Genomic DNA, 26,603 nt, shown 5'->3' with positions numbered 1-26,603 from the left:
AATTCCCCCAACTCGGGTGCTTTTTGCAATCAACTTGTATGCGTCAGTTCAACTGCCACACACACGTAATCCGCGTTGCTCCGGCGACAGTTAAGGGGAGCATTGTAATGACCCCTTTTGCCAAGATTCAACGCCAAAACGAATATCCAAACAGCGTTTGTGCCGATAAGTAACACGACGGTAACAGTTGGGTAACAACCTATGGAAAGTACATCCAGAAGCGGTAACACCAGCTTAAAAAACAAACAGCTGCTTGGTGATTCGCGGTAAAACTGACCCTTTTTGCGATCAGAATCACGTACGGGATAGCACTATAAACGAATAGTCGTACGGATTGGAACCTTCGGCTGAGTGCCGCTCATCAGATTCTAGCAGCCAATCGGATTTCTCCACTGCCGGGAAGTGAGCATCGCCTTCAATAGTCGCGTGAACCCGTGTCAGATACAGACGTTGGGCCATTGGCAGGGCCTGGCGGTACAACTCAGCACCACCAATCACCATGACCTCGCCGGCAGACTGTGCTTCGGGCAGTGCGCCTGCCACGGCCAACGCCTGTTCCAGCGAGTTACAGACAGTAACACCCTCCGCCTGCCAATCCGCCTGACGGGTGACCACGATATTGGGCCGCCCGGGCAGGGGGCGACCGATGGAATCGAATGTCTTGCGCCCCATGACAATAGGCTTGCCCAGGGTGCAGCGTTTGAAAAAGGCCAGATCACCGGGCAGGTGCCAGGGCAATTGATTATCGCGGCCAATGGTGCCGTTTTCGGCCGCCGCCACAATCAACGCCAGCTTCACCTCACTCATATAGCCACCGGCGCCGGGATGTGCGGGTCGGGGTCATAGCCAACCAGCTCAAAATCCTCAAACCGGAAGCCGAAGATGTCTTTCACCGCCGGGTTAAGGCGCATCTGTGGCAGCGGCTTGGGCGAGCGGGAGAGTTGCAGCTCGACCTGCTCGGTGTGGTTGCTGTACAAGTGGGCGTCGCCAAAGGTATGAATAAAATCCCCGGGCTCAAGCTCACACACCTGCGCCAGCATCAGCGTCAGCAACGCGTAGGACGCAATGTTGAACGGCACCCCCAGAAAAATATCCGCACTGCGCTGGTACAGCTGGCAGGACAACTTGCCCTCGGATACATAAAACTGGAACAGGGTNGCTGGTACAGCTGGCAGGACAACTTGCCCTCGGATACATAAAACTGGAACAGGGTGTGGCAGGGCGCCAGCGCCATGCGACCGGCCGCCACATTGGCCTGGGGCGAGATGGACTCATCGGGCAGCACCGTGGGGTTCCAGGCGGAGATGATTAACCGGCGGGAATTGGGTTTGGTTTTGATCATCTGCACCAGATCGCTGATCTGATCCACCACTTCGCCATTGGGTCCGGCCCAACTGCGCCATTGATGGCCATACACCGGCCCCAGATCACCCGCTTCGGTGGCCCATTCGTCCCAGATTTTCACACCGTTGTCTTTCAGATAACCGATGTTGGTGTCGCCATTCAGAAACCAGAGCAACTCGTGAATGATCGACTTCAGGTGGCACTTTTTAGTGGTCACCAACGGAAAACCCTCGGCCAGATTAAAGCGCATCTGGTAACCGAAAATACTGGTGGTACCGGTGCCGGTGCGATCGCCCTTGAAAACACCGTTATCGCGCACGTGGCGCATGAGATCGAGGTACTGTTTCATAGCCTGTCTTTTATAGAAATGTCTTTACGTTTCGCAAGGCGCGTAACCCGTATGGATCAACCACGCTGCTGGGTCCTGGCCTGATTGCGGTAGGCCAGGCCGATAAACACCAGCCCCAGTACGATCATGGGCGCCGACAACACCTGCCCGCGCGTGACCCAGCCGAACAGGTCAAAGCTGATGTGGTTGTCCGGCTCGCGTACAAATTCCACCAGAAAGCGGAAACAGCCGTAGCCCAGCAGGAAAAGTCCGCTCACCGCCATGCGGGGCCGGGGTTTGGCGGAAAACCAGAACAGGATAATAAATAGCAACAGGCCTTCCAACGCCGCCTGATACAGTTGCGACGGGTGCCGGGCCAGTTGTTCGGGGTCGCGCGGGAACACCATGCCCCAAGGGCCATCGGTAGCGCGGCCCCATAATTCCTGCCCGATAAAATTGCCCAACCGGCCGAAGCCAAGCCCGAGCGGCACCAGCGGCGCGACAAAATCGGTGATGGCGAAAAACGGCTGACCAATGCGCCGGCCATACAACCAGAGCGCTACCAGCACCCCCAACAAACCACCGTGAAAGGACATGCCGCCCTCCCACAAGCGCAACAGCCACAGCGGGTCGGCCAGAAACCGGTCGAAGTTGTAAAACAGGACATAGCCGAAGCGGCCGCCGAGAATCACCCCGAAGGCGCCATACATAATCAGGTCTTCTACCTGCGCCCGGGTCACCGGGCTGTCGGCGCGGGTGGACCGGCGGGCTGCAATAAACCCAGCCGCCAGAAATGCCGCCAGATACATGAGCCCGTACCAGTGCACCGATAACGGCCCAAGGCTGTAACCGGCAATGTCCACCGGCCCCAGGGAAAAGGCAATGGGGTCTATTTCGGGGTATTTCATCCTGCGTCCGTCACTGTAAAAGGGGGTTGAGAGCGGGCATTATGCGGACTCAGCCCACAGAGAACCAGTCTTGCAATGTGTCTGATTTTTCTGGCAATTCAGCAGCACCCGCGCTGGCCGCTGATTGTAGCCGCCAACCGCGACGAATTTCATCACCGGCTCACACGGCCGGCCCAGCGCTGGCCCGAACAACCCCAGTGGCTGGGCGGCAAGGATCTGCAGGCCGGCGGCAGCTGGCTGATGGCGAGCGAGCAGGCCCGCTGGGCTGCGCTGACCAATATCCGCAACCCCGCGGCACCGGTGGCGCAAGGCAGCCGCGGAACGCTGATATTGGATGCATTGCGCGGCCGGGCACCCGCCCTCAACGCCGACGTGGGTGGTTACAACCTGCTCAAGGGCGAGCTCAGCCCGGGCGGCTGGCAGATTGACTATCACACCAATGGCGGTGGCATTCACCCACCCGGATCACAGCGACTAAAACCGGGTTGTTATGGTTTGAGCAATGCGGGGCTCGACAGCCCCTGGCCGAAAGTAACACAGGGTAAAAGCGCCTTCGTTAATGCAGTAGGCACCGAAGAGGACGCCGATTTGCGGCAGGCACTGTGGGCGCTGTTGGCGCATCGCGCCACTGCCGACACCGCTGAACTCCCCGACACAGGCGTGGGACTCGAGTGGGAAACTCGCCTGTCGGCCCGGTTCATTGTCAGCCCGGACTACGGTACCCGCGCCAGCTCATTATTACTGCTGGACGGCCAGGGCAGGGGCCAGTTGTGGGAACGCCAGTTTGATAACGCCGGTGAAATGCAGAATGAGGTGTGTTTGCCGTTGTTGGGGGATGCGAGATTATGACTGTGTAGGAGCGCGGGGCGGCCATCCGCTTCCTGGCCGCGAAGGAACTGGCACAAACTCTATTCGCGGCTGAGAAGCGGATGGGCCGCCCCGCCACTCCTGCAACATCAGCCCGATTAATCAAGCGTTGGGCCGATATAGGCGTTTCACACCCAAGCTCGTCAGCCGCTCATTGATGAGCGCTTCCACTTCGCTGGCAGACGTCAGGGCCAAAACGTCCTGCAACAAGGTATCCGCCTGTTCACGCGACAGGGCCCTCAGCACCGACTTCACCTTGGGCAGGTTGGTGGCGCTCATGGACAGGATGTCGTAACCCATGGCCATCAGCAGCACGGCGGCACCCGGGTCGCCCGCCATTTCGCCGCAGATGCTCACGTCGCAGTCTTCGCTGGCGGCCGCTTCCACCACCTGCATCAGGGCGCGCAACACGGCCGGGTGCAGACTCTGGTACAGGTCGGCCACGCGCGCGTTATTGCGATCCACCGCCAACAGGTATTGGGTCAGGTCATTGGAGCCCACCGACAGGAAATCGGCCCGGGCGGCAAATTCGCGCGCCTGGTACACCGCCGCCGGTACTTCGATCATCACCCCGACCGGTGGATAGACCAGCCGATGACCTTCCTCCATGACTTCGTTGAACGCCCGCATGATCAGTCCATTGGCAGCCTCCAGCTCGGCCATGTTGGTGACCATGGGCAGCATGATGCGCAGGTTATCCAGATCTTCGCTGGCCTTGAGCATGGCGCGCACCTGCACCAGAAAAATTTCCGGGTGATCCAACGTCACCCGCAGGCCACGCCAGCCCAGAAACGGGTTGGCTTCTTCAATCGGGAAATAGGGCAGGGCCTTGTCGCCGCCCACATCCAGGGTGCGCATGGTCACCGGCCGGGGCGCAAACGCCTCCAGCTGCTGCCGGTAAATGCGGGTTTGTTCTTCTTCGCCGGGAAAACGGTCGCGCAGCAGGAAAGGCACCTCGGTGCGGTAGAGACCCACGCCTTCGGCGCCGCGATCGAGCGAGCGCATCACGTCGGCCATCAGGCCGGTGTTCACCCACAGGTTCAGGCGGTGACCGCAGGTGGTTTCACAGGGTTGGTCGCGCAGGCTCTCAAGGCCCTTGGCCAGCGCCTGTTCTTCTTTGATGATGGCCTTGTACTGACGCTTGAGCTGGGTACTCGGGTCCGACACCACCAGGCCGTTATAGCCATCGACAATCAGGGTGCGGCTATCGAGCTGGGTATAGGGCAGATCGATCACCCCCATCACCGTGGGGATGTCCATGGCGCGCGCCAGAATCGCCACGTGGGAGTTGCGCGAACCCTCCACCGAAATCATGCCCACCAGTTTGTCCGGCGGCACCTCGCCCAACATGGAGGCGGTCAGTTCTTCACCCACCAGAATGGCATTGTCCGGGTAAACCCGGCACGACTGGGCAGACTCCTGCAGGTAAGCAAGTACTCGCCGACCGAGGTCGCGCACATCCGCTGCGCGATCCCGCAGGTAAGGATCATTCATGCTGGCAAAGGTCTGTTCGTGCTCGAGAATGACCTCGGCCCAGGCAAAGGGCGCGCACACGCCGTTTTCAATCCGCTCGATCACCTCGCCCCCGAGCGAGGCATCATCCAGCATGGCTAAATAGGCATCAAACAAGGCCTGCTCTTCGCGCGACAGGCGCGTGCGCAGCTCTTCGCCCATGCGCCCGATGTCTTCGCGCACGGCGGCCAGGCAGCGGTAAAAAAACGCGATTTCTTCATCGATGTCCGATACCACCTGGTAAGGCACCGAACGCAGGTCCGCCGGTGGCGAAATCACCACCGCTTCCCCCATGGCAACGCCGGCACAGCCAGCGGTGCCCATAAATTTGGCGTCGGCGGTGCCTTTGCCCACCGCCACCACACCGGTGGCTTCGGCGTGGGCAATGACGCCCGCCAATTGTGCCGACAGGGTTACCAGAAAAGCTTCGTCGCCCTCATCGAACCGGCGCTGTTCCACCTGTTGCACCACCAATACGCCCAGTACTTCGCGATGGTGAATGACGGGAACGCCCAGAAAGGAGCTGAACCGCTCTTCGCCGGTCTCCGGAAAATACTGGTAGCTGGGGTGGGTTTCGGCATGCTCTAAATTGAGCGGTTCCTCGCGCGTGGCCACGCGTCCCACCAGGCCTTCCTCGGGCTTCAGGGTCACCTTGCCCACGGCGCTGGCGTGCAGACCTTCGGTCGCCATCAGTACATAGGCGCCCTTGCCATCGCGCAGGTACACCGAGCACACCTGGGTGTTCATGGCCGATTTGATGCGGGCCACAATCAGGTCGAGCACCGATTGCAGATCGCGGGCAGCATTCACCTCCTGCACGATGGTTCGCAACGAATTGAGCATGCCCGCGGCCAAATTAAACCCCCTGAGAGCGCTGGTGACGCGCTTGCAATGGTGCCAGCTCGCGCAGGGCTTTGCGATACACATCGCGCTTGAATGAAACCACTTTACCCAACGGGTACCAGTAACTCACCCAACGCCAATGATCGAATTCATCTTTTTTCTGGGTATGCAGATCGATGGCACCGTCGTCTGCCTTCAGACGCAGCAGAAACCAGCGTTGCTTCTGACCGATGCATACCGGCGAGGAGTTTTTGCGTAGCAGCTTTTTCGGCAACAGGTAGCGCAGCCAGCCGCGGGTGGAGCCCAGTATTTCTACCTGATCGGCAGTCAGACCCACTTCCTCATGCAATTCGCGGTACAGCGCCTGCTCGACCGATTCGTCGGGATTGATACCGCCCTGCGGGAATTGCCAGGCGTCTTGCCCGCCCACGCGGCGCGCCCACAGCACCTGGCCACGGTCATTGGTCACAATGATGCCCACATTGGGTCTGAAACCGTCACTGTCTATCAAGATGTGTTCCTTATTATGTGGGTGCAGGCAGCTTATTGTTCCACAACTCTTTAGATTTCAGCAATTTACTCGCACCGACCAGATAGGTATTCTTGCCCACCCCAGTCCGGAGCCGCCCATGACCGTTGCCATCTTTGACCTCGACAACACCCTCATTGCAGGGGACTCCGACCACAGCTGGGGCGAGTTTCTGGTCCGGCAGGGCCTGGTTGACGAAGTACAGTATAGGAAAGCCAACGACCAGTTTTACGAAGATTACAAGCGCGGCGAGCTGGACATCCATGCCTATCAGCGCTTTGTCCTCACCCAGGTCGCGCAGTTCCCGGCCGCCCAGCAACAGGCACTGTTGAACCAGTTTATGCAGGAATGCATTCGCCCGCTGTGGCTGCCCAAGGCCGAAGCCCTGCTGGCCGAGCACCGCGCCAAAGGCCATTACCTGCTGATCATCACCGCCACCAATGCATTCATTACCCGGCCCATTGCCGACGCGCTGGGCGTGGATCAGCTGATCGCCACCGAGCCCGAAATCATCGACGGCCAATACACTGGCGAAATCATCGACCCACCCTGCTTTCAGGCCGGGAAGGTTTTGCGCTGGCAGGCGTTTATGGCGGAACGCGATGCGCCAGATGAGACTTGTTACTTTTACAGCGACTCCATCAATGACCTACCCTTGCTGGAGGCCGTCACCCATCCGGTGGTGGTGGATCCCTGTGAGCGCTTGCAGGCCGCCGCTGAAGCGCGCCATTGGCCGGTAATCAGCCTGCGCTGAGGCTTGCCAGCAAGCGGGCAGGGCACGCAGAATAGCGTGCTATGCGAGCCAACTAACTGTTCAAGCAAAAATGCAAAGGAATTTCATGCGCGCGCCCTCGATCGCCCTGCTCATCGCCCTGACAACGGTTGTCGCCTGCAGTGATCGCCCCGCGCCCTCCGGCGGAGAGCCGGCCACACCGGCCGCGACAGAGACGCCGGAAAATGCCAGTCAACAAGCGGTAAAGCAGGCCGCGCGCGACTTATGGGCGGGTAGCAGTGCGCTGCTTGAACAGGTCAGCCAACACACCGACCAGCTGGATCAGTCGGTGCAATCGCTGCTCAACCAACCGGGGCCGAAGCAGTTGGAAAACGCCCGCGCAGCCTGGCACCAATGCCACAACAGCTGGCTCGCCTTCAGCTATCAGCTGGCCGTGATCGATGCGCACCAGGGATTATTTGACGATCTGGCCACGCTCACCGCCGCCATCGGTGGCTGGCCCATCCAGCCGGGCTTTCTGGATTACTTCGATGTCTACAGTCAATCCGGGCTGGTGAACGACATCGCCATTCCGATCAATGCCCAGAGCATTCGCGCTGCCCACCAACAATTTGATACGGAAGACCGCGCCCTGGGGCTGCATGCCATCGCCTACCTGTTGTGGGGCGAAAACGGCCAGCGGCCGGCCACCGATTTTGTCCTGGCCACCACTGAAGATCATTCCGAAGAAGCGCCCAAAGCGGACGAATTGCCCACCAACCGGCGCCGCGCCCTGCTGGCCCTGCAGGTGAATCTGCTGCGCGACGATCTCCAATCGCTGGCCTTGCAGTGGCAATCCAATACCCGCTCACAACTAACGTTTAACCGGCAAAGTGGTCAGCAGGTCTCTGAATTGCTGAGGGCTGCCGCAATATACTTGATCGAACAACAATTAATTAATCAACAATTGCAACCTCAGATCGAGGCTCCCGACGCGCTGCCCAGCTCACCCGTACCCTACGCGGGCCACGGAATACCGGCGTTGCAAAACCAGCTTGCCAGCCTGCAGCAATTGTTGCGGGACGATACCCGTTTGCTGATCCGTGAATGGAGCGGTAACGAATCGAACGGTTGGCGGGACCAGCTTGCCGCTGCCGAACGCAGCCTGCAAAAACTGGCTGAAAACCAAAGTGAAACCCAGTGGATAGCGGCGATTGCCAGCCTGCAACAATTGGCGCAAATGATAAAGCTGCCAGACCCGGACGCCTGATCAGTCCGACGCCAAAGGAAACCCCAGGTTGAATGACAGGGCGCGTACATCGTCGCCCCCGATAAACGTCATGCCAACCCGGTCCACCGGCACCCCAAGCACCTCAACCGGCTCGGCCCATCCGAGCGAAAACCCGAGGTTGTAGAGATTGCGGCTACCGATGGGCTCACCCTCGACTCCTTTAATGCCTGTGTGCTGAATGAAGTATTGGGCAATACCGTAAATACTCACATGCAGCGGCTCGCCGAACAATTGGTAATCTGTGGGCGTATCCCACTCGATGCCGGTTTCCAATAATCCGAAGCCCTGGCGCTTACCTTCCACCAATTTATTCTGACCGGCCAACCGCACGCGGCTGCCCCAGGTCCAACGGCGTTCACCCTGCAACCACCAGTGGGTCGCCCGCAGCGCAGAGGTGTACAAGGTGCGACTGGTATTGAGCGTGAAATCATGAGCCACCCCCAATTGCGCGGATGCGCTCAATTGCCAACGCGCCGCCGGCTCAAACCTGCGCGCCACGCCTGGCATGAACGTCATGTCATGCAACTCACCCTCCAGCACGTCGTCAATAACACCTTCAATCGCGGCCCGGCGCACACCAAAAGTGACGGGCAGCAACCAGAAGATTTCGGCATCCTCGGACTGGTTGAGCAAATAGCCGTTAGCGGGAATTTTCAACACGGTGGTTTGTTCGGCACCGGCGTGATAAATACCGGTGCCGAAAATGGGCGCATAAACGTACGACAGGTTCAGCTCTTCGATAGACCGGGTGGCGACATCCTGCGCACCGGCGTTAACGGCCACCGTCAACGCCAATAAACACCCGAGCGCGTACCTCACGCGCTGTAAACCCGATAAAACAACGCTTTCAGGTATTCGGTTTCCGGAATGGCCGCATGCACTGGATGATCCGGGCCCTGGCTGCCGCGGGCAACCAGTTGTGCCTGCCGGTCCAGGTGCCGGGCCGCGCCCTGAATGCACTGTTCCAGTTCCGCCGTGGCCAGGTGCATGGAGCAGGAACCCGCCACCAGCAAACCATCGCGCCCCAACAACCGCATGCCCAGTTCGTTAATGTGCCGGTATGCCGCCAGCCCGGATTTATGGTCTTTGCGTTTTTTGATAAACGCCGGCGGGTCCAGCACCACTATGTCAAATTGCTCGCCCGCCTCAATCATGGCTTTCATCACGGCCACGGCTTTGCCCTGCTGGCAGCGCACCCGATCGGCAAAGCCATTCAACCGGGCATTTTCCATGACGCATTCCAATGCCGGTGCCGAGGCATCCACACACACCACGTCGCGTGCACCGGCCTGCGCGGCCGCAAGACCCCAGCCGCCAATATAGGAAAACACGTCCAGCACCCGCTTGCCGGCTGAAAATTCCTGCAGGCGGGCGCGATTGAGCCGGTGATCGTAAAACCAACCGGTTTTCTGGCCTTCAAATACCGGCGCCAGAAAACGGGTGTGGTTTTCCATCAGCTCCACCTTACCGGGTACGTCGCCATGTGCCACCCGGGTGTAGAGCGGCAGCTGTTCCAACTCGCGCGCACTGTGCTCGTTGGCCAGCAGCACGCCGGCAGGCTGTAACACCTTCACCAATGCGGCCACGATGTCATCGACCACCGCTTCCATACCGGCCGTGGCAATCTGCACCACCAGATAATCGCCGAACCGATCCACCACAAGGCCCGGCAGCAAATCACTGTCGCCATAAATCAACCGGTAGTAGGGCGCAGGAAAGAAATTGTCGCGCAGACTCAACGCCTGCTTAATGCGGTGCACCAACAAGGATTTATCCAATGGGTAGCGCGCATCGCGACTGACCAGGCGGGCACAAATCAGATTGTTCGGGTTTACCGTGGCCACGCCCAATGATTTGCCATTGGCCGCCAACACTTCCACCTGCTGTCCCAGCGCAAAGGCCTTGAGCGGCGTGGCCTGAACATCCACCTCATTGGAGTAGATCCACAAGTGCCCCTTGCGCAGCCGGCGATCGGCCTGGGATTTAAGATGCAATGGTGACAGGCTCATGAATTACCCCAAAGGTGCTGTAGGAAAAGGCCGCCATCTTACCGGAGAAACCCGGCAGGCTCTATTTGATCGCGCCTCATTGCTTGGCGAACCCACTCAACAACGCCAGCGATTCCAGCGCCTGTTCGGCCAGCCCCCGGCCATTAAGTGATTCCGCCACGCGGATTTTGCCACCGTCTTTTAACTGGGCATCAATGACAAAATGCTCGGTGGTTTTGGCACCGGTTTGCGAACTGCCGTTTTTTTTCAGTGTCAGATACCGCACCTGGTCCGGCTGCACCAGCCGCTTGCGCACCAGCACGCCCAGAATGCGACGCTCGGTATAAATCCCCCGGCTGCCCATTTTTACCGTGTAGCTGTTCAGCAAAGCATACAAACAGCCCACCACAATCCCGCCACCGATCAGGCTGAAAATAAACGCCATAAACGCGGGTGCATCGCTGTTCCACATAAACAGCCCGGCGCCGGCAAACACGGCCCCGAACACAATGCCGATAAACTTGCCAAGCGGATTACGGAAGTAATCGAAATAGAGCGCCACCCCATCAGGCAACTGCCGGGCATTCAACAATTGATCCAATTGCTGTTCATGGCGCGCAACCAACGCCGGGTGCTGGTCCGATTCAACCCCTGCAGTCTGCGCGGTCGCGCCGGTGGCAAACACCGGCATCTCAAAATCCAGGGCCAGATCCGCGCCCTTGAGCGGCGCACTGAAACTCACCCGCCAGAAATGGTAATCGCTGTCAGCCAATTCGGATGCGGGCAGATTGTCGGGCACCGAAAAATGAAAGCTGACGCGGGTGGCATGTTGCACGGGTGTTTGCGCGGCAATGCCTTCCTTTTGCCAGATGACCTTTTCCGTGCGTTTGCGGTCTTTACCTGAGCCCGTGTAATAACTGCGCAAGCACGCGAGCGTCACCAGAATATCCGGCTGCTCGTGGTGCGGCAGTGATACCACAAAACTGCCGCCCACATGGCCACCAATGGCGCCAGGCCAGGGGTCCAGGGTCAGCTGCGCTGAACCAAAACGGCGCCAGCGACTGAACTGCACAACTGCTGCCACAATCAGACCCGCACCCACCAACGGAAACAGCAGGCCAATCAACGCCGGCGTATTGCCGCTGCGCACTTCGTCGGGGATGACAAACAGCAGCGGCATGGAAATCGCGTTCCAGATTACTGCAAAAAATAGCAGCCCATAAAAGCCCGAACGGCCACCGGAGGATACCGGGTTGGCCCAGTCGGGCTCCTGCAACCAGAGTGCCTGGCCTGCTTCTTTGCGCGCCTGACGCGCTTGCGTTTTTTTACGGCCAACGAGGGTAGCAATCATCAAACCTACACCCACACCGCCAAACACCACCACAAAAACCAGTTTAAAACCCAGCATCCCCCAACGCAGGTCCGGGTAGATGACAGACTCACTGTAATCATCCGGATTCACATACACAGTAATGGTTTGATGTAACTGCCGCTGCAATTCGTACGCGCGATCCTGTTGCCAGCGGCCGATATTATCCGCGCCAGACATAATACCCACCCGGTCACCCTGGTATTGCACACCCTGCATTTGATACTGATAACGCGCCAGCGCCTGATAGGTATCGCTGTCGTCGCCGCGATGGGTTTTGAGTTCTGCATGGGTCAATTGGGCGGCTACTGGCTGCCAGCTTTTCATGCTTTGCCACTCATACAGCGAAGGCAGCACGCTGAAAAACAACAGGCCGACGCCTACACCGGCAAACGGCAGTGCAAATAAAAACAGCAACCAGGGTGAACCGGTTTTCTTAGCCATCAAGCGTTTCCCCCGCGTTGGGTGTCTGGCACGGCACAATGCCGGATAAGGTTTTAACACAATGCGCGCGCGCCAGCTGGATGAATTCTTCAGCATAGGGCATGGCGCGGGTTTCCCGCCGCAATCCCAATTGCACGCGGGTCCACAAGCCTTCGCCCAGCGACAAACACTGCAACTGCCCCAGATTGGCGTACTCTGCCAACACCCAATTGGGCAGACAACACACACCGCGCCCCGAGGCCACCATCTGCACCATCATCAAGGTCATTTCGGTGGTGCGCAGGGTCGGCTGAATCTGTGCCGGCTGCAAAAACCGGTTGATGATATCGAGCCGGGAAGGCGCCACCGGATAGGTAATGAGCAATTCATCGGCCAGGTCATGGGGCTGCACACGTTCACGCTGGGCCAGCCGGTGCCGGGGCGACACCGCCAGCTGCATTTCGCAATCAAACAGTGGCTCGTACACCACATCCTTTAACGGCATGGGATCGGTGGTCACCACCAAGTCCACTTCGCCGCGCGCCAGTGCAGGCAACGGTTCAAACGTAAAGCCGGCGCTGAAGTCCAATTCCACCTGCGGCCAGTGCGGCCGGAACTGATCAATCACTGGCATCAACCAGTTAAAACAACTGTGGCATTCAATCGCCATGTGCAACCGGCCGGCCTCGCCGTGCAGTAATTTGGTGATATCGCGCTCGGCGTTGTCGAGCGCGGCGATCACTTCTTCCGCCAACAACAACAGCCGCTGGCCCGGTTCAGTGAAACGCACGGGCCGGCTTTTGCGGATAAATACCGGCTGCCCCAAGCGGGACTCCAGATCCTTCACCTGGTGCGACAGTGCCGACTGGGTCAGGCACAAGCGGTCGGCGGCTTCCACCAAAGAGCCGGTATCGCGCAGCGCCAACAGGGTCCGGAGCTGCCGGATATCAAGGTTCAGCGACACTATTAATTTTCCTAATACTTAAAACAAGAACAATCAGTTTGATTCAAGTTATCAGGATTCGAACAATGCCGCCATCATCCATTGACCGAGATACCACCATGCCAACACTTCATAACCTGGGCTTTCCCCGTATCGGGCAGGGGCGTGAACTCAAGTTTGCGCTCGAGCACTACTGGGCCGGTCAGTCCGACCGGGCCACATTGGAACACACCGGCCGCCAACTGCGGCACACACACTGGCAACAACAAGCGGCGTTGGATTTTGTGCCGGTAGGCGACTTTGCCTGGTACGACCAGGTGCTGACCCTGTCTGCCACGCTGGATGTGATTCCCGAGCGCCATCGCCAGGGCGACACCGACCTCGATACGCTGTTCCGGGTTGCGCGCGGGCGCGACCAACAGGCGGCTTGCTGCCATGCCGCCAGCGAAATGACCAAATGGTTTGATACCAACTACCATTTTCTGGTGCCCGAGTTCGAACCCGACCAGCGCTTCCGCTTGGCCTGGCGACAGATCATTGATGGAACCGCCGAAGCCAAAGCGGCCGGTTTTAATCCCAAGCCCGTCATTCTCGGGCCACTCAGTTACCTGTGGTTAGGCAAATTCAGCCAGGGCGACAGCGCGGACAAACTGGATTTACTGCCGCGGCTATTACCGGTTTACCGCCAGCTGTTGGCCGCACTGAAAGACGCCGGCGCCACCTGGGTGCAAATAGACGAACCCATCCTCGCGCTCGATTTACCGGCCCCCTGGCAGGCGGCCTTTGAGCCCAGCTACCACCAGATACAGGTGCAGGGACTGAACACCCTGCTGGCCAGTTATTTTGGTCCGCTACAAGACAATCTTGGCACCGCCATTCAATTGCCCGTGGCCGGCCTGCACATCGATGCCGTACGCGGCGCATCGGAAATCACCCGTGTGGTGGACCGGCTCAGTGCCCATAAAGTGTTGTCAGTAGGCATTGTCGATGGCCGCAATATCTGGCGCGCGGATCTGGATGCCGCATTGGCCACGCTCAAACCGCTGCACGCTAAACTCGGCGAACGCTTGTGGCTGGCGCCCAGCTGTTCCTTGCTGCACCTGCCCTATGACGTGGAGCGCGAAACCACATTGCCGGCCGACGTTAAACCCTGGCTCGCCTTCGCCCAACAAAAACTGGACGAACTAACACTGTTGCGCGACGCCTTATTGAGCCCCGGGCACGCGGACATCCAAGCTCGACTCGCTGACGCACGCGCCATCCAAACCGCGCGCCGGGATTCACCCAGAGTCCACAACCCGGCGCTACGCAAGCGTCTGGCCGCACTCAAAGACAGCGACGCCCTGCGCGCCACGCCGTTTTCCGAACGCGAGCCTTTGCAGCAACAACGCTGGCAATTGCCGTTGCTGCCCACCACCACCATAGGCTCCTTTCCGCAAACACCGGAAATCCGTAAAGCGCGTGCCGCTTACAAGCGCGGGCAACTGAACAAACACGACTACAACAGCCTGATGCGCGCAGAAATCAAACGTGCCATCGTCATTCAGGAACAACTCGGCCTGGATGTGCTCGTGCACGGCGAAGCCGAGCGCAACGACATGGTGGAATATTTTGGCGAACAGTTAGACGGCTATGTCTTCAGCGCGCACGGTTGGGTGCAAAGTTACGGGTCTCGTTGCGTGAAGCCACCGATTATTGTCGGCGACATCAGCCGCCCGCACCCCATGACCGTTGAATGGGCCACCTATGCCCAAAGCCTGAGCGACAAACCGGTGAAAGGCATGCTGACCGGGCCGATAACACTGTTATGCTGGTCTTTCGTGCGCGACGACCAACCGCGCGAACACACCGCGCAGCAACTGGCGCTCGCCATCCGCGATGAAGTGCAGGACCTGGAAGCCGCAGGCATTGGCATCATTCAGATTGACGAGCCGGCCCTGCGCGAAGGTCTGCCGCTGCGCAATAGCGATTGGCCAACGTATCTGGCCTGGGCCGCGCACGCCTTCCGGCTTGCCAGCAGCGGAGTAGGGGACAGCACCCAGATTCACACCCACATGTGTTATTCGGAATTCAACGACATCATCGAAGCCATCAGCGCACTGGATGCCGATGTGATCACCATTGAGACGTCGCGCTCGAACATGGAGTTACTGGCAGCGTTTGAACATTTCGCTTACCCCAATCAAATAGGTCCCGGGGTCTACGATATCCATTCGCCCAACTTACCGTCGCAGGCATGGGTTGAATCACTGATTGAAAAAGCCACCGCCAGAATTCCCCGCCAGCGTTTGTGGGTCAATCCCGATTGTGGTTTGAAAACCCGTACCTGGGATGAGACCCGTGCGGCACTGGCAATCATGGTCAATGCCACCAAGGCACTGCGGCAAAAATGGCTGAAGGCGCCGCTCAGCGCCGCCTGAACCAGCCTTGCATGGAATCCCGGCAGTCGTTCAGGAATTGCTCATCCAGACTTCTGCCGAGATTGATCACATAGGTGCGACTGAGCCGATCGTGAATCAACTCGCCTTTGAGAAACAGGTTGATAAAGTAACCCAACTTCCAAAGACAACAATTGAATAAGAACGCCAGGCTCCGGGCCACCCCATGCAACAAACCGATGCGTTCAAACCGGCGATTGGTGATTCGCAAATTCAGCAAATGTTTGGCCGGCGTTGCCTGCAAAGGCCCGGACTCCATAATCCACGCCATCAGGAAGTAACCGGGAATCACCATCAGCACCGCGTAAAATTCGGGCGATGCGCTCATCTCGGTGAACACGTGCCTGGCAAGGGGCACATAGGTAAAACTGAGGAACATGTACACCAGAAAAAGGTCCAGTGCCAGCGCCCAAAAACGCACCCACATACCGGCCAACACATATTCGGGCAAACGCGGCACCGCCTGGCCACGCACAGAGAACTTTTTGCCTTGTTGCCATTGACCCGCTTTCAGGAGCGGTTGATCACTTAACACAGACAAGCGCTGCTTCAACTGATCAAATTGCTTTTCCGACAGCAGTTGGGCGAGAGCGCGTGGCTGGTCCGACCATTCGAACAATTGATTCAGATAGCGCAGAACATCATCGCTGATGGCGGCCTGTTTCGCGCTCGGGTCGAGCGGGTCGAGCCGATCGACCACCATGGCAATCAAGCCGCGGCTCAAACGCTGATTGTATTGCGGATCGAGAATCCATTGCGATTGCCCCACAAACGACCAGCGCTTGCGGTCGTTACAATGCGGGCCCTGCACCAACGCCAACGCCGCCTGCAGCGTTTCGTTCAGTGCCTGATCCCGCGCTGCGGCCACCGCGGCTTCCGCCCGGGCATGGGCGTCACGTTCCGCCGCGCGCCGGTCCGCATCCGCCTGGGCCCGTTCGCTGGCGGTTAAAGCGCCGCGCGGTGGTGTCTCCGGATCCGTATTGCCTACCGGTGCAGATGCGTTGTTTTCCTTTGCATCCGTATCAGGGCTTGCCTCGCCGTTTGTTGCAGAACCGGCATCGGTTGCCGGTTCGTTTGGCGGCGCGGCTACGGGCCCATCTGCGGTTTGAATTGCCGCCTGGCGCTTAGCCAATTGCAGGGCGCGCTGATAGGCCTCGTTCAGCGCCTGAAAGCCTTTCGGGTCATCATCCGGGCGCGTGAGCTTTAACTTTTTAGCATAAGCGCGTTTGATCGCCCTGGCATCATCAGTGGGTTCGAGCTCAAGTAGTTGCCAGGGGTTCATCAGAGCCAGTCTTCCGTTTCAAGCTCTTCCAGTTTTTGTTTCAGCAGTGCGCGTGCCTTGCTGATTTCCAGCGGTTGCTGGCTATCCAATGCACGGTCAAACTGGCCCAGCAATGCCGAAATGTATTCCCGTCGCTCGCCCAACGAGGATTCGTACAACCGCTCGCCCTTTTCCAACAACACGCGATTCTTTTCATCGTCGCGCGGATGAAATTTCAGCGTGGCCAGGGCTTCCAGCGCGGCCGCCTTATCGGCCTCGCTCAAGTGACCCGGCGTGTGTTCAATGAGCGTTGAAAAAGTTTTTCCGTTCGACACCACCGTCACATCCACGTCCAGCAAACCGTTCATGTCATAGCTGTAGCGAATGTCGATGGCTTCTTTGCCGGCTTGCGCTTTGGGCACTGGTACCCGTAAATCGCCCAGGTGAACATTTTTTCTCACCAACCGGTTTTCGCCCTGATAAACATCAATCAACACTTCGGCCTGATCATCATGGGCCGTGTAAACGCGGCGCACAATGCTTACCGGCACCACGCTGTTGCGCTCAATAATCGGCATAAAATAGCTGCCCTGTTCCGGGCTGTCGCTATTCAGCACGCCGGTGCCCAGGGTATAAGGGCAAACATCGGTGAGCACCACGTCATCCAGCGCCGCATCGCGCGATTTCAGTCCCGCCTGAATGGCAGCGCCCGCGGCGATGACGGTATCCGGGTCCAGATGACAGGCGGGCAGGCGACCGAATAACCGACCGACGGCCGAACGGAATACACCCAAGCGGGTAGAACCGCCCACCAAAACCACTTCATCAATGTCGGCGGGCTTGAGTTTGGCATCGTGCAGCGCTTGTTCGATGGGCCGGCGCGCGCGCAGCAGCAACGGTGCGGTCACATCGGCAAACCACTGGGCGGTCAGTTCCCATTCGGTCTTACCCGCGGGCAGATCCAGCGTCAGCGTCTGACTGGGCGCGGCACTCACCCGTCGCTTGGCCGATTCCATCAACACGTACAATTGCTGGCGCTGGACAGACGTCAGGGCATCGTCAGATACATTGAATTCAGACAACACAGCCTGCACCATGGCCTCGACAAAATCTTCGCCGCCCAGGTAATTGTCACCGGCACTGGCATGTACTTCCATGACGCCGTCAAAAAATTCAAGAATGGATACATCGAAGGTGCCGCCGCCCAGATCCAGGATCATGAAGGTGCCTTCTTTCTTTTCGTGCAGGCCATAAGCCATGGCGGCGGCGGTGGGTTCGTTAATCAGTCGCTCCACTTTCAGGCCGGCGAGTTCGGCGGCGGTTTTGGTGGCCTGGCGCTGGTTGTCGTTAAAGTAGGCCGGTACGCTGATCACCGCATCGGTCACCGCTTCACCTAAAAACGTTTCGGCATCTTCTTTGAGGGATTTGAGTACCAGCGTGGATAACTCGATGGCCGAGAAAGTGCGCCCGGCCAACTGGGCGCGATGATCACTGCCCATCATGCGTTTGAACGCCGCCACCGTGTCAGCGCTTTTGAACACCAGGCGCTCTTTGGCGGCTTTACCCACCAGCACCTTGGCTTTGTCGTCAATACTGACCACGCTGGGGGTCAACAATTCACCCAGCCGGTTGGGAATAAATCTGACCTCGCCGTCCTGCCAGATGGCACAGGCACTGTTGGTGGTTCCGAGATCAATGCCAATAATGGTCATAGCGCCACTTCCTGTGAATAAGAGGCGCTATGTTAGGGCGAGTGATCGGCGTCAATCAACCCGTGACTTGCAATACCTTGGCTGAACTTTTACGCGCCTGCAAACGCGCAACGTAAGCACGCAATGGCGACGCGGCGTCTACCAGCGCAACTTTACCTTCCAGCCCCGCGGCGTAGCAGACAATGGGCCCCGCGATAGCATCAACCAGAGTAAAGTGCTCACCCATGAGGTAGGGCTTATTGCCCAGCTGCTGCGCCAACACCGCAAGCGCGGCTTTTGCCGCCGGCAGGTTTGCCATCACCACGTCCATTCTGGGTTTGCCGTCGTCCGTTTTGGGAAAATACAGCTCGAGCAGGTAATCGCGCACGATGGCCTTATCGATGTAAATACTCACCAGCTGGCACCAGCTATCGCATTCCGCACGGGCCCAGGCATCTACTGGCTGTAGCGCCGGGCCGTCAAAGGCATTGTCCAGATAGCGGCAAATCGGCGCTGTTTCCGCTAACGCGCGGTTTTCGTGCACCAGAACGGGTAATTTAAGATAGGGGTGCCAGGCCCGGTGTTGCTCGCCCTTGAACTCTACCGGGCTGTCCTGGAGTTCGAAGCCAATCTGGTAATCAATGCCTTTCTCCTCACAGACCCACTGCACGCTGCGAACAAAATTACTGAATTGCGGACCATAAATATGCACGGTCATCCCTGTGTCTCCTTTGATCGGGGTGTGTTGAAACAGCCTAATCAAAATGACAATATGATCAACATCATATTTCAGGAATCACACCATGGGCTGGTCGGCATCTCATAAACAAGACACGCGCAACGCCATCCTGGACGCGGCGGCGGGGCTGTTTACCCGCTACGGTTATGAACAGGTGGGCGTCAACCAGGTGATGGAGGCAGCGGGGCTCACGCGCGGGGCCTTCTACGCCCATTTCAAATCCAAAGCCGCGCTATACGCCGAAGCCATTCCCCATGCTGCCCGCAGGGCACAACAGGCACTGCTGGATAGCCTGCCTGAGCGCCCCGACCGCCAGTCCATGATTAACGGCTACCTGAGCGAAACTCACCGCCGCGGCGAAACCCTGGGCTGCCCACTGGCCTTTCTTACCACCGACGTCAGTCAACGCGATCCTGAAGTGCGGGCCGCGTATACCCATGTATTCCGCGGGTTTATCGAGCAATTTTCCAAAACGCCAGAGAAACGCCAGGCCGCCATCAAAGCCAGCGTGCTGATGATTGGCGGCATGGCCATCGCCCGCGCGTTGGATGATGAAGATCTGGTGAAGGAATTATTTGAGGTTTGTCGCAAGGTGAGCGACTGAGTGACGTTAATTTATGGTGTCTGCCGCCACTCTAATAGCGGCGGCAGACATGAGTGATACTCATCGAACGGGGCGATCACGGCATCAGGAAAGACCAATCAACCACACTTGATGGCTTCTTCGCCCAAGTGATACGTATTATTGATCAGGACATAAGCACCGGAAACGATAGCAGTGGTGGGCACCAGAATGGGCGACAGCGCCAAGCCAACAACGTCATAGTAGGTATTGGTCGCCTCAGCCACGTCAATAACCTTTAACACCTTCTTGTCGGTAGACAATTCACAGGTATAGGTCTTCTTTTCTGAGACAGGTACCGTAACACAGCCCGAAACCCACACGACCAACAACCCGCACAGCAGCGCTCTTAACATCGGAATTTCCCTATTGATATGTATATAAAGTGAAACGAAAGTTGTTCATGCCAAAAGCTCTAACAAAATCACACTCGTTTGTTAGTTTTTCATTTTCTGGCACTCTGAATATGCCTGAATCCATACATTGTATTCGACATGCATATATGTCGTATACCCTCGACCAAGGCACTCATCGCTTCCCGATTTCTTGGAACATATAAGACATCTCTTCTCTCGATGCTCGTCTATATATTGGCTGACACAAACCTGTACCTCTCTTGGAAGTAACGCAAGTTCCTTAAGTTCATAATATTCTTCCTGAGTAAGCGGCTTAAATACACATTCTGAATCTGTCTTATTCAGTTTATTTGCCGTACAGGAGGTCAATGAAATCAAGAGAGCTATTGAAAAAATTATAATCTTCATCACCACCTAACGCCTTAAACAGAATCTATGGTGGCGAACCGGACCATTGCATTGTTAAGAGAAATCATATTTTCTCAAGCGCAGAAACAAAAATGCTTTCGAGGTTATCTCTTTCGACATCATATCTGACTACATCTTAAAATACTAAATCTATCGCAGGTGTTTAGTAAGGCATACCAATCCGACTGTTATGACTTGCGCTATTTATCACGCACATAATCCCATTTATGCACCTCACCCCAACTGGTAAAAACATAAGATATTTCGCTATTTTCGTCTTTGTACAAATAGCTATAAGAGCAATCGCCCTCTATGAAACTCGGATCACTCAAATTCTTTGAGTTCTGCGACTTTGACAAAGACCGAATAACTATCTCTGTTGCATATTCTTCAGTAAAAGAACACTCATCCCACTCTTTAGCGAGAAAAAATATCGACACTAAAATAACTACAGAAATAACCCCGATAGCGCATTTCACTTTAATCCTGATTTAACCAAAATGCAGGTGGCAGGGGCGAGTGTATGGAGTACCGCGGAGATAGCCCCGAATTAGCCACCCTTGCTAGGTGTTTTTATTTCTTTCATATTCTCTTACTTCACGGCTAAAAAATAGGTACGCCGTATACACTAACCCGAACACGAACAGATATACGCTATATATATTTAGATACTGATACATATCTTCGCTCGAATAGTAATAGACAAACCCCATCGAAAAAAAAGGCACTACCCCAGTAAACACCATCATCCATTTTGCAACTGTAAGATTTTTCTTTATAACAAACCCTACCACCAACCAATGCAACACTATAAATACCAGCATCGGCTCAATTGGGGCGCCACACCGACCCTTTGCCGGGCAGCTACCTGCAAATGCAATTGCCCAAAAGGCCATAACGCCCCCTATATACATTGCGAAATTTGCAACCCCAAGTATCGTAGGCTCGAAATTTATTCTCTTCATTCACTTAACGCCTGTATTTGGGGCGGCGGAGCGACAGCGGAGCCGTCCCGCCGCGCATTTAGCGGCGTACAAAATACACTTGTTATATTTGCTGAAAATCTTCAACAATGATGAAACACTCATCATCGTATGTTTCGTAATCCCAGTCCACTTTTATGCTCTTTGGAAACCCTAATGGGTGATATTCCACTTCAAGAGTGTTCGCTTCACTTTTGGCCTTTTTTAACCTCTCGAAAACATCGATTATCTGCATGTAGTCAAACGGATACTCTTTCTTTTGCAGATCAAAATACTTAACTTCGTTTCCAAGGTGTATTACTTGATAGGAGTCGTAGAGCATACAACCTTCGCGAATAGTATATGAGTATCTTTCTGGCTTATTCTTTAGCCAGAGATCAATACTTGCATCTACCTCCTGCGACTTTTTCTGCGCATCATATTGTAGATATATCCCAAAGAATACATACACAAATACTACACAAACGACACTTGCGCCAACTATCGAAATGTAAGCCTTAAGTTCTTTCATCGAAAAATATAACGCCTAAAGCAACCGCGCGCGCTATTTGCGCGTCGGTTTGCCTTTACTTGTTATGAGCCAATTACTAATTGATGGCACTGTGTACCGCTTACCCAAAGCAATATCACCTTTTGAGCACAGATAATCTATGAATACACCCATAGTTTGACCCTTATCAATGTAATAACCCGATGCCTCCGGTTGCATTGGTGAAACCGGCAGTTCAGTAATGTAAGTTATGATCTCTTGCCCCTGGGAATCCAACAGGAAGACACCGCTTCTTGATGCCGTGCATGAATCATTACTCTGTGCTGGACCTCTGAGCACGACTTGTATCGATGATCCTTCTTCCTTAGTCGATATAGTAAACCCAAGATCGGTTGCCGATGAATGAGTTAGTTCTACGATCTCTGGACCGCCACTAGCTGTCGCAAAACTTGATACCAATAGCGCTGTAAGAACGATACTCTTCATCTCTTATTGCTCATAACGCCGCAAACAGCCGACCAAAACGCGAGCGGAGCGAGTGTTTTTGGTCGGATGGTTTGCCTTGTTAGCCAATTCGATCCACCTTGGTTTTATCTTTGATATACCCAAGTTGAAATAACTCTAACGCGATCTTTTTAAGCTCTGACGTCTCTTTTGCGTTCCGGTCTGATTTCACGTTTAGCACCTGGTACCTCTTCTGCATTAATTTAAAGTTCTGATCATTTTTTCTACAGTCAATACATTTGGTGCAATCAGCATCTACATAGAAGCCCAGCTCTTCAAACCAAAACCTTTGCTCTACCGAAAAAAATATGAACCAACGTTTACACTGGGTACAACACCGCTCTATATCCACATAAAACTTACGTGGAAATATGGAGTAGTTTTGCTTATCTGTATTTGCAGGGATAGCGGTTTCAGGAAACACATTTTCCTTGTCAAAGCTCCAGTGGGCATCTGCTGCCATCTCAGCGGTCATTTTACTACCAGAGTATATCGGCTTGCGACCGTACCGTGGATGATCAACGTACTCTCTATATTTCGTCTTAAGTTTCTTGGACATGGTATTTGGCTAACGCCCGCATTTGGGGCGGCGAAGCGACAGCGCAGCCGTCCCGCAGCACGACTTTTGTGCTGCGAACAAGATGCGCTTGTTATGTTTAAAACGGTAACTCGTTATCAAATTCAATTTCTTTTGCCCGAACTTCTAAAGCCTCTACTAACTCAACCGATTTGAAAACTAAATCCCTAAGAACCTCATCCGATACTTCAATTTTATTACCATCTTTATCGTACCCAGCACGATGGACACAATGATGTCTGACTAGCACAGCCTGAAACAGCCAAGATATGTCACCAAAATCGTATTCGAATACATCTCGATACATTGGCTTTATCTTCTTCAAGTCATGAAAGATTATGTCTTTGAGGTAGTTGGCAACTGTAAGCTTAATTGACTCCCTCTTTTCAAATATTTCTTTTAACGTAAATGTGCGCTTTGAAAATGTCGGATCAGTTTCAACAAGCTTGCGTATTAGGCGATCTGAATTGGTTACATTATGAATAAAAGTAGAAGATAAATACGCCTCAACTGCAGCAACCACATGCCCATACAGCATGACCTGCATGCTAAATTTTGCATCACCCTCAATCTCAATTGATAGAAGTCTTTCCACACTGGATATCTGAGCTTTGAAAATATCTATCTGATTCTGGCTTTCTATAACCCAATTTAGCTCGTCCTGATCATCCCCTGGGTAATATGGGTTTCCATAATTTATATCAATGTTACCGGAGTCAGTAGATGCCATAGCTCCATAAAATGTATTTGTAACCTGTATGGTGTATTCCTTATCACACGAAGGGCAGTACACTTCTTGCCAAGAATCTGTCTGACTGTCTTTGGTCTTTTCAGCAGAGAAGTCTGGGGGTTGTACGTACACTATTTCATTTACATGCTCACCGCACTCACAATCAAAAGAGATATTCATCAGTAAACTCATAGCTCTCCTTTAAACTGGTGTTCCCCACAAAAAGTAGACACTCTACTTATGCAGCTATTGCTGCGTTCTCTTCGAAATCAACGGGACTTAGCCCATCGTTCGCTGAATGCCTTCTCTTGCGATTATAAAAGACTTCAATGTACCCAAATATACCCGAACGAGCTTCACCAATCGACTGATAGTTCTTGGCATAGATAAGCTCAACCTTTAGTCGTGCATAGAACGACTCCATTACTGCATTGTCCCAACAATTACCCTTTCTACTCATGCTGCGCGTGATCTTGTGCTTTTCCAAGAAGCCAACGTAGCTATTTGAGCGGTACTGTGTGCCTCGGTCCGAATGGACGATGAGACCTGGTGCCACACCTCTGGCATCAATCGCCATCTGCATTGCCCGCGTTATGAGCTGCTCAGTCATGCCGGTATCGAGGCTCCAGCCAATAATCCGACGGGAATACAGATCCATTACAGTTGCCAGATATAGCCACTGATTCTTCACCCAAACATACGTGATATCTGTGACCCATTTTTGATTCGGCCGGTCAGTCGAAAAGTCGCGCCAAAGGAGGTTGTCCGCAACATTGTGCATCGTTAATGCGTGGCCGCCATAGTTAAAGGCTTTGCCGTTTCTGGCCAAAATACCCTGTTCCTGCATGATTTTGGCTACAAAATTGACTGAGCACCTATGCCCTAGGTCGTTCAGCTCCTGAGCGATTCTTGGGGCTCCATAGGCAGCCTCAAACTCCTCAAAGGTGTCTTTCACCAGTTCGCCTAACTCTTCCTTACGAGCCTCACGTTTGGTTTTAGGAGCATCCCACCAGCGATAGAAGCCAGATCTATGTACGCCTAGTACATCGCACATCAGGGATATGCTGTATTGGCCAACATACTCCAAAATCAATGCGTACTTCACTCTTGGTTTTTCGCGAAGTACGCAGACACCTTTTTTAAGAATTCCATCTCCTCTTTCAGGCGCTTATTCTCTCGCCGTAGTTCACGCATCTCCTCACTTTCTTTCTTCGAGTAATCCACACCATCCAAGGTATTGAATTGCTTATCAGATAGGCGGGTGAGTTGACGCTTCCAGTTGGCGATCTGCTGGGCACTAATCCCAAGCTCCTTCGCAACGGAAGCTTGGGTAGCACCCGGCTGTTCAGAGCGCTTTATCGCTTCTTTACGGAATTCTTCGGTGTAATGCTGATGCTTTTTGCGTGCCATAAGGACACCTCCATATAGGCTTAATATAACTATACAGGGTGTCTACTATTCGTGGGTAACTTGGGAATTTAACGCCGGTGGCAAGGGCGAGCGAAAGCGAGTGGACTTGCACCACTTTCACGGACACCTATTGATTCACCCTTGATATGAATTTGGTGTTGCATAATCTAAACCCGAGTGTAAGCGGTTATTATTATAAAACCCAACGTAATCAACAACTCGGGCAACGCATTCTATCTTGCTTTTGAATTTCCAATGATGAACCAGCTCATTTTTCAACGTTTTAAAGAACGATTCTACGTACGCATTGTCTGTAGGCACTCCAGCCCTGCTCATGCTGCTCACCATATCTGAATCTTGAAGCAGCCTGCGATACTCATCCGATCGATATTCTGAGCCTTGGTCGCTGTGGAAGATGCAACCTGGAAGCCGCTCCTCCATCGCCAGCGCCATCTGTAGTGCGCCCTCAACCAGATCACTATTATGGGCTGAGGAAAAGCCCCAGCCAACGACCTTGCGATTGTAGAGATCCAAGACCGCAGCCATATACAGCTCCCCTTCCGCCGTCTTCAGATAGGTCATGTCTCCAGCCCAGCTTTCGCCTACTTGCGCAGCTTTTGGTCGAGCAGCCAATATGTTATCCGATACTGGAGCATTTGCTCCTTTGTAACGACGCGGACGCTGAGCATGATAAATAGAGCGTATGCCATGTGCCTTCATCAAGCGATTGATCCGGCGCCGACTACAGGCGTAATCGCGCGCCCTTAAGTAAGGGTGCACCCGTATCGCGCCATAGTTTTTTTGGTGGCCAACATGCATGCGACATATCTGGCTCACCAGGATAGCGTCGTACTGGGCTCGCTCACTCGGCTTCCTCTCGCGCCAGTCATAGTAACCACTGGTCGAAACATCAAGGTGTTCACACATCGTCACGACTTTATGAACGTCGCGGTTCTCCTCTATGAACGCATATCTTTCTTGCGCTGTTCCAAGAAGAACCGCTTTGCCTTTTTTAAAATGACGACCTCTTCTTCCTTAGCCGCCAAGCGTTTCTCAAGCTCCTTAATGCGCCTCTCGGCCACTTTAAGCTTGTCGCTGTCTTCGCGAGATTTTTTAGGTGGGGGCTCCGGCACCTTCATATGCTTGTTCTCCGATAGGCGACCTTCCTTATACTCCTGTCGCCATCTATACAACATAACCGGATGAATACCAAGCGCGTTCGCCACATCTATGGCCTTAACGCCTCGTTTTTTACTTTCTCTGACCGCTTTGACCTTAAAGGCCAATGTGTAGCTGTCGTAGTGTTTCTTCTTTGTTATTCCCATAACACACCTCTT

Annotated in this window: 25 protein-coding genes and 1 pseudogene; 5 read left to right on the top strand and 21 right to left on the bottom strand. The window is 54.9% G+C overall.

What is annotated here, in order from left to right; genetic code table 11:
• Nucleotides 1–294: 294 nt before the first annotated feature.
• The 3 genes and pseudogenes from folA to lgt all read right to left on the bottom strand — a co-directional run bounded on the left by folA (nucleotide 295) and on the right by lgt (nucleotide 2,580).
• Nucleotides 295–807 (bottom strand): type 3 dihydrofolate reductase, encoded by a 513-nt coding sequence (gene folA / locus M5M_RS13315; protein WP_015048013.1) that lies wholly within the window; start codon nucleotides 805–807, stop codon nucleotides 295–297.
• Nucleotides 804–1,693, bottom strand: a pseudogene (thyA, locus tag M5M_RS13310) (thymidylate synthase). Before thyA ends, folA begins: the two are co-directional and overlap by 4 nt.
• Nucleotides 1,694–1,749: 56 nt before the next feature.
• Entirely contained in the window at nucleotides 1,750–2,580 is an 831-nt protein-coding gene (lgt, locus tag M5M_RS13305; protein WP_015048011.1) for a prolipoprotein diacylglyceryl transferase, read from the bottom strand.
• 75 nt (nucleotides 2,581–2,655) lie between these two features.
• Here lgt and M5M_RS13300 point away from each other — a divergent pair, with 75 nt between their 5' ends.
• Entirely contained in the window at nucleotides 2,656–3,429 is a 774-nt protein-coding gene (locus M5M_RS13300) for an NRDE family protein (RefSeq protein WP_015048010.1), read from the top strand.
• A 120-nt stretch (nucleotides 3,430–3,549) separates the two neighbouring features.
• On the opposite strand, the gene ptsP is transcribed toward M5M_RS13300, so the two are convergent.
• Together ptsP and rppH are read right to left on the bottom strand one after the other, a co-directional pair.
• A complete protein-coding gene (ptsP, locus tag M5M_RS13295; protein WP_016389503.1) occupies nucleotides 3,550–5,802 on the bottom strand; it encodes a phosphoenolpyruvate--protein phosphotransferase in 2,253 nt (750 codons plus the stop codon).
• 13 nt (nucleotides 5,803–5,815) lie between these two features.
• Nucleotides 5,816–6,313, bottom strand: a complete 498-nt coding sequence (rppH, locus tag M5M_RS13290; RefSeq protein ID WP_015048009.1) for an RNA pyrophosphohydrolase — start codon at nucleotides 6,311–6,313, stop codon at nucleotides 5,816–5,818.
• 118 nt (nucleotides 6,314–6,431) lie between these two features.
• Between rppH and M5M_RS13285 the strand changes: the two genes are divergently transcribed.
• Together M5M_RS13285 and M5M_RS13280 are read left to right on the top strand one after the other, a co-directional pair.
• The gene (locus tag M5M_RS13285) at nucleotides 6,432–7,085 is read left to right on the top strand and encodes a histidinol-phosphatase (protein WP_016389501.1); all 654 of its coding nucleotides are present in this window, start codon (nucleotides 6,432–6,434) and stop codon (nucleotides 7,083–7,085) included.
• 85 nt (nucleotides 7,086–7,170) lie between these two features.
• Nucleotides 7,171–8,313 (top strand): imelysin family protein, encoded by a 1,143-nt coding sequence (locus M5M_RS13280; protein WP_015048008.1) that lies wholly within the window; start codon nucleotides 7,171–7,173, stop codon nucleotides 8,311–8,313.
• On the opposite strand, the gene M5M_RS13275 is transcribed toward M5M_RS13280, so the two are convergent.
• From M5M_RS13275 to M5M_RS13260, 4 genes are all read right to left on the bottom strand, one after another.
• Nucleotides 8,314–9,153 carry a hypothetical protein gene (locus M5M_RS13275; RefSeq protein WP_144062453.1) on the bottom strand — a complete coding sequence of 280 codons (840 nt, stop codon included), beginning with the start codon at nucleotides 9,151–9,153 and terminating at the stop codon, nucleotides 8,314–8,316.
• Nucleotides 9,150–10,343 (bottom strand): class I SAM-dependent rRNA methyltransferase, encoded by a 1,194-nt coding sequence (locus tag M5M_RS13270; RefSeq protein ID WP_015048006.1) that lies wholly within the window; start codon nucleotides 10,341–10,343, stop codon nucleotides 9,150–9,152. Before M5M_RS13270 ends, M5M_RS13275 begins: the two co-directional genes overlap by 4 nt.
• A gap of 76 nt (nucleotides 10,344–10,419) precedes the next feature.
• Entirely contained in the window at nucleotides 10,420–12,135 is a 1,716-nt protein-coding gene (locus M5M_RS13265) for a DUF3592 domain-containing protein (RefSeq protein WP_015048005.1), read from the bottom strand.
• Nucleotides 12,128–13,078: a LysR substrate-binding domain-containing protein gene (locus M5M_RS13260; RefSeq protein WP_015048004.1), complete on the bottom strand. Its 951-nt coding sequence runs from the start codon at nucleotides 13,076–13,078 to the stop codon at nucleotides 12,128–12,130. Before M5M_RS13260 ends, M5M_RS13265 begins: the two co-directional genes overlap by 8 nt.
• A 98-nt stretch (nucleotides 13,079–13,176) precedes the next feature.
• On the opposite strand from M5M_RS13260, the gene metE reads away from it, so the two are divergent.
• Nucleotides 13,177–15,477: a 5-methyltetrahydropteroyltriglutamate--homocysteine S-methyltransferase gene (metE, locus tag M5M_RS13255; protein ID WP_024330511.1), complete on the top strand. Its 2,301-nt coding sequence runs from the start codon at nucleotides 13,177–13,179 to the stop codon at nucleotides 15,475–15,477.
• On the opposite strand, the gene M5M_RS13250 is transcribed toward metE, so the two are convergent.
• The 3 genes from M5M_RS13250 to M5M_RS13240 are packed head-to-tail and all read right to left on the bottom strand — an operon-like array spanning nucleotide 15,464 to nucleotide 19,165.
• The gene (locus tag M5M_RS13250; RefSeq protein WP_015048002.1) at nucleotides 15,464–16,777 is read right to left on the bottom strand and encodes an RDD family protein; all 1,314 of its coding nucleotides are present in this window, start codon (nucleotides 16,775–16,777) and stop codon (nucleotides 15,464–15,466) included. The genes metE and M5M_RS13250 overlap by 14 nt on opposite strands.
• Nucleotides 16,777–18,468, bottom strand: coding sequence for an Hsp70 family protein (locus tag M5M_RS13245; RefSeq protein WP_015048001.1), 1,692 nt, complete (start codon nucleotides 18,466–18,468; stop codon nucleotides 16,777–16,779). Before M5M_RS13245 ends, M5M_RS13250 begins: the two co-directional genes overlap by 1 nt.
• 55 nt (nucleotides 18,469–18,523) lie before the next feature.
• Complete coding sequence (locus M5M_RS13240; RefSeq protein ID WP_015048000.1) at nucleotides 18,524–19,165, bottom strand: glutathione S-transferase family protein; 642 nt, start codon at nucleotides 19,163–19,165, stop codon at nucleotides 18,524–18,526.
• An 85-nt stretch (nucleotides 19,166–19,250) separates the two neighbouring features.
• Here M5M_RS13240 and M5M_RS13235 point away from each other — a divergent pair, with 85 nt between their 5' ends.
• Nucleotides 19,251–19,790, top strand: coding sequence for a TetR/AcrR family transcriptional regulator (locus M5M_RS13235; protein ID WP_015047999.1), 540 nt, complete (start codon nucleotides 19,251–19,253; stop codon nucleotides 19,788–19,790).
• 98 nt (nucleotides 19,791–19,888) lie between these two features.
• Here M5M_RS13235 and M5M_RS13230 read toward each other — a convergent pair whose 3' ends face one another.
• The 9 genes from M5M_RS13230 to M5M_RS13185 all read right to left on the bottom strand — a co-directional run bounded on the left by M5M_RS13230 (nucleotide 19,889) and on the right by M5M_RS13185 (nucleotide 26,591).
• On the bottom strand, nucleotides 19,889–20,164 hold the full coding sequence (locus M5M_RS13230; protein ID WP_015047998.1) for a hypothetical protein: 276 nt from the start codon (nucleotides 20,162–20,164) through the stop codon (nucleotides 19,889–19,891).
• A 1,455-nt stretch (nucleotides 20,165–21,619) separates the two neighbouring features.
• Nucleotides 21,620–22,066: a DUF6174 domain-containing protein gene (locus M5M_RS13215; protein ID WP_016389495.1), complete on the bottom strand. Its 447-nt coding sequence runs from the start codon at nucleotides 22,064–22,066 to the stop codon at nucleotides 21,620–21,622.
• A gap of 33 nt (nucleotides 22,067–22,099) precedes the next feature.
• A complete protein-coding gene (locus M5M_RS19960; RefSeq protein WP_081640182.1) occupies nucleotides 22,100–22,531 on the bottom strand; it encodes a hypothetical protein in 432 nt (143 codons plus the stop codon).
• A 79-nt stretch (nucleotides 22,532–22,610) separates the two neighbouring features.
• On the bottom strand, nucleotides 22,611–23,024 hold the full coding sequence (locus tag M5M_RS13210; RefSeq protein ID WP_211216988.1) for a zinc-ribbon domain containing protein: 414 nt from the start codon (nucleotides 23,022–23,024) through the stop codon (nucleotides 22,611–22,613).
• A gap of 181 nt (nucleotides 23,025–23,205) precedes the next feature.
• Entirely contained in the window at nucleotides 23,206–24,048 is an 843-nt protein-coding gene (locus tag M5M_RS13205; protein WP_015047993.1) for a hypothetical protein, read from the bottom strand.
• A 46-nt stretch (nucleotides 24,049–24,094) separates the two neighbouring features.
• Nucleotides 24,095–24,961, bottom strand: a complete 867-nt coding sequence (locus M5M_RS13200) for an IS3 family transposase (RefSeq protein ID WP_015048083.1) — start codon at nucleotides 24,959–24,961, stop codon at nucleotides 24,095–24,097.
• Nucleotides 24,958–25,266 carry a transposase gene (locus M5M_RS13195; protein WP_015047685.1) on the bottom strand — a complete coding sequence of 103 codons (309 nt, stop codon included), beginning with the start codon at nucleotides 25,264–25,266 and terminating at the stop codon, nucleotides 24,958–24,960. Before M5M_RS13195 ends, M5M_RS13200 begins: the two co-directional genes overlap by 4 nt.
• 135 nt (nucleotides 25,267–25,401) lie before the next feature.
• Nucleotides 25,402–26,229 carry an IS3 family transposase gene (locus M5M_RS19955; protein WP_244431091.1) on the bottom strand — a complete coding sequence of 276 codons (828 nt, stop codon included), beginning with the start codon at nucleotides 26,227–26,229 and terminating at the stop codon, nucleotides 25,402–25,404.
• Nucleotides 26,226–26,591, bottom strand: coding sequence for a transposase (locus M5M_RS13185; protein WP_015047689.1), 366 nt, complete (start codon nucleotides 26,589–26,591; stop codon nucleotides 26,226–26,228). Before M5M_RS13185 ends, M5M_RS19955 begins: the two co-directional genes overlap by 4 nt.
• Nucleotides 26,592–26,603: the final 12 nt, after the last annotated feature.

It is taken from the genome of Simiduia agarivorans SA1 = DSM 21679, from assembly GCF_000305785.2.
GTDB classification, from domain to species: domain Bacteria; phylum Pseudomonadota; class Gammaproteobacteria; order Pseudomonadales; family Cellvibrionaceae; genus Simiduia; species Simiduia agarivorans.
The sequence above is the reverse complement of the archived record's forward strand: the minus strand, read 5'-3'. Positions and strand labels throughout refer to the sequence as shown.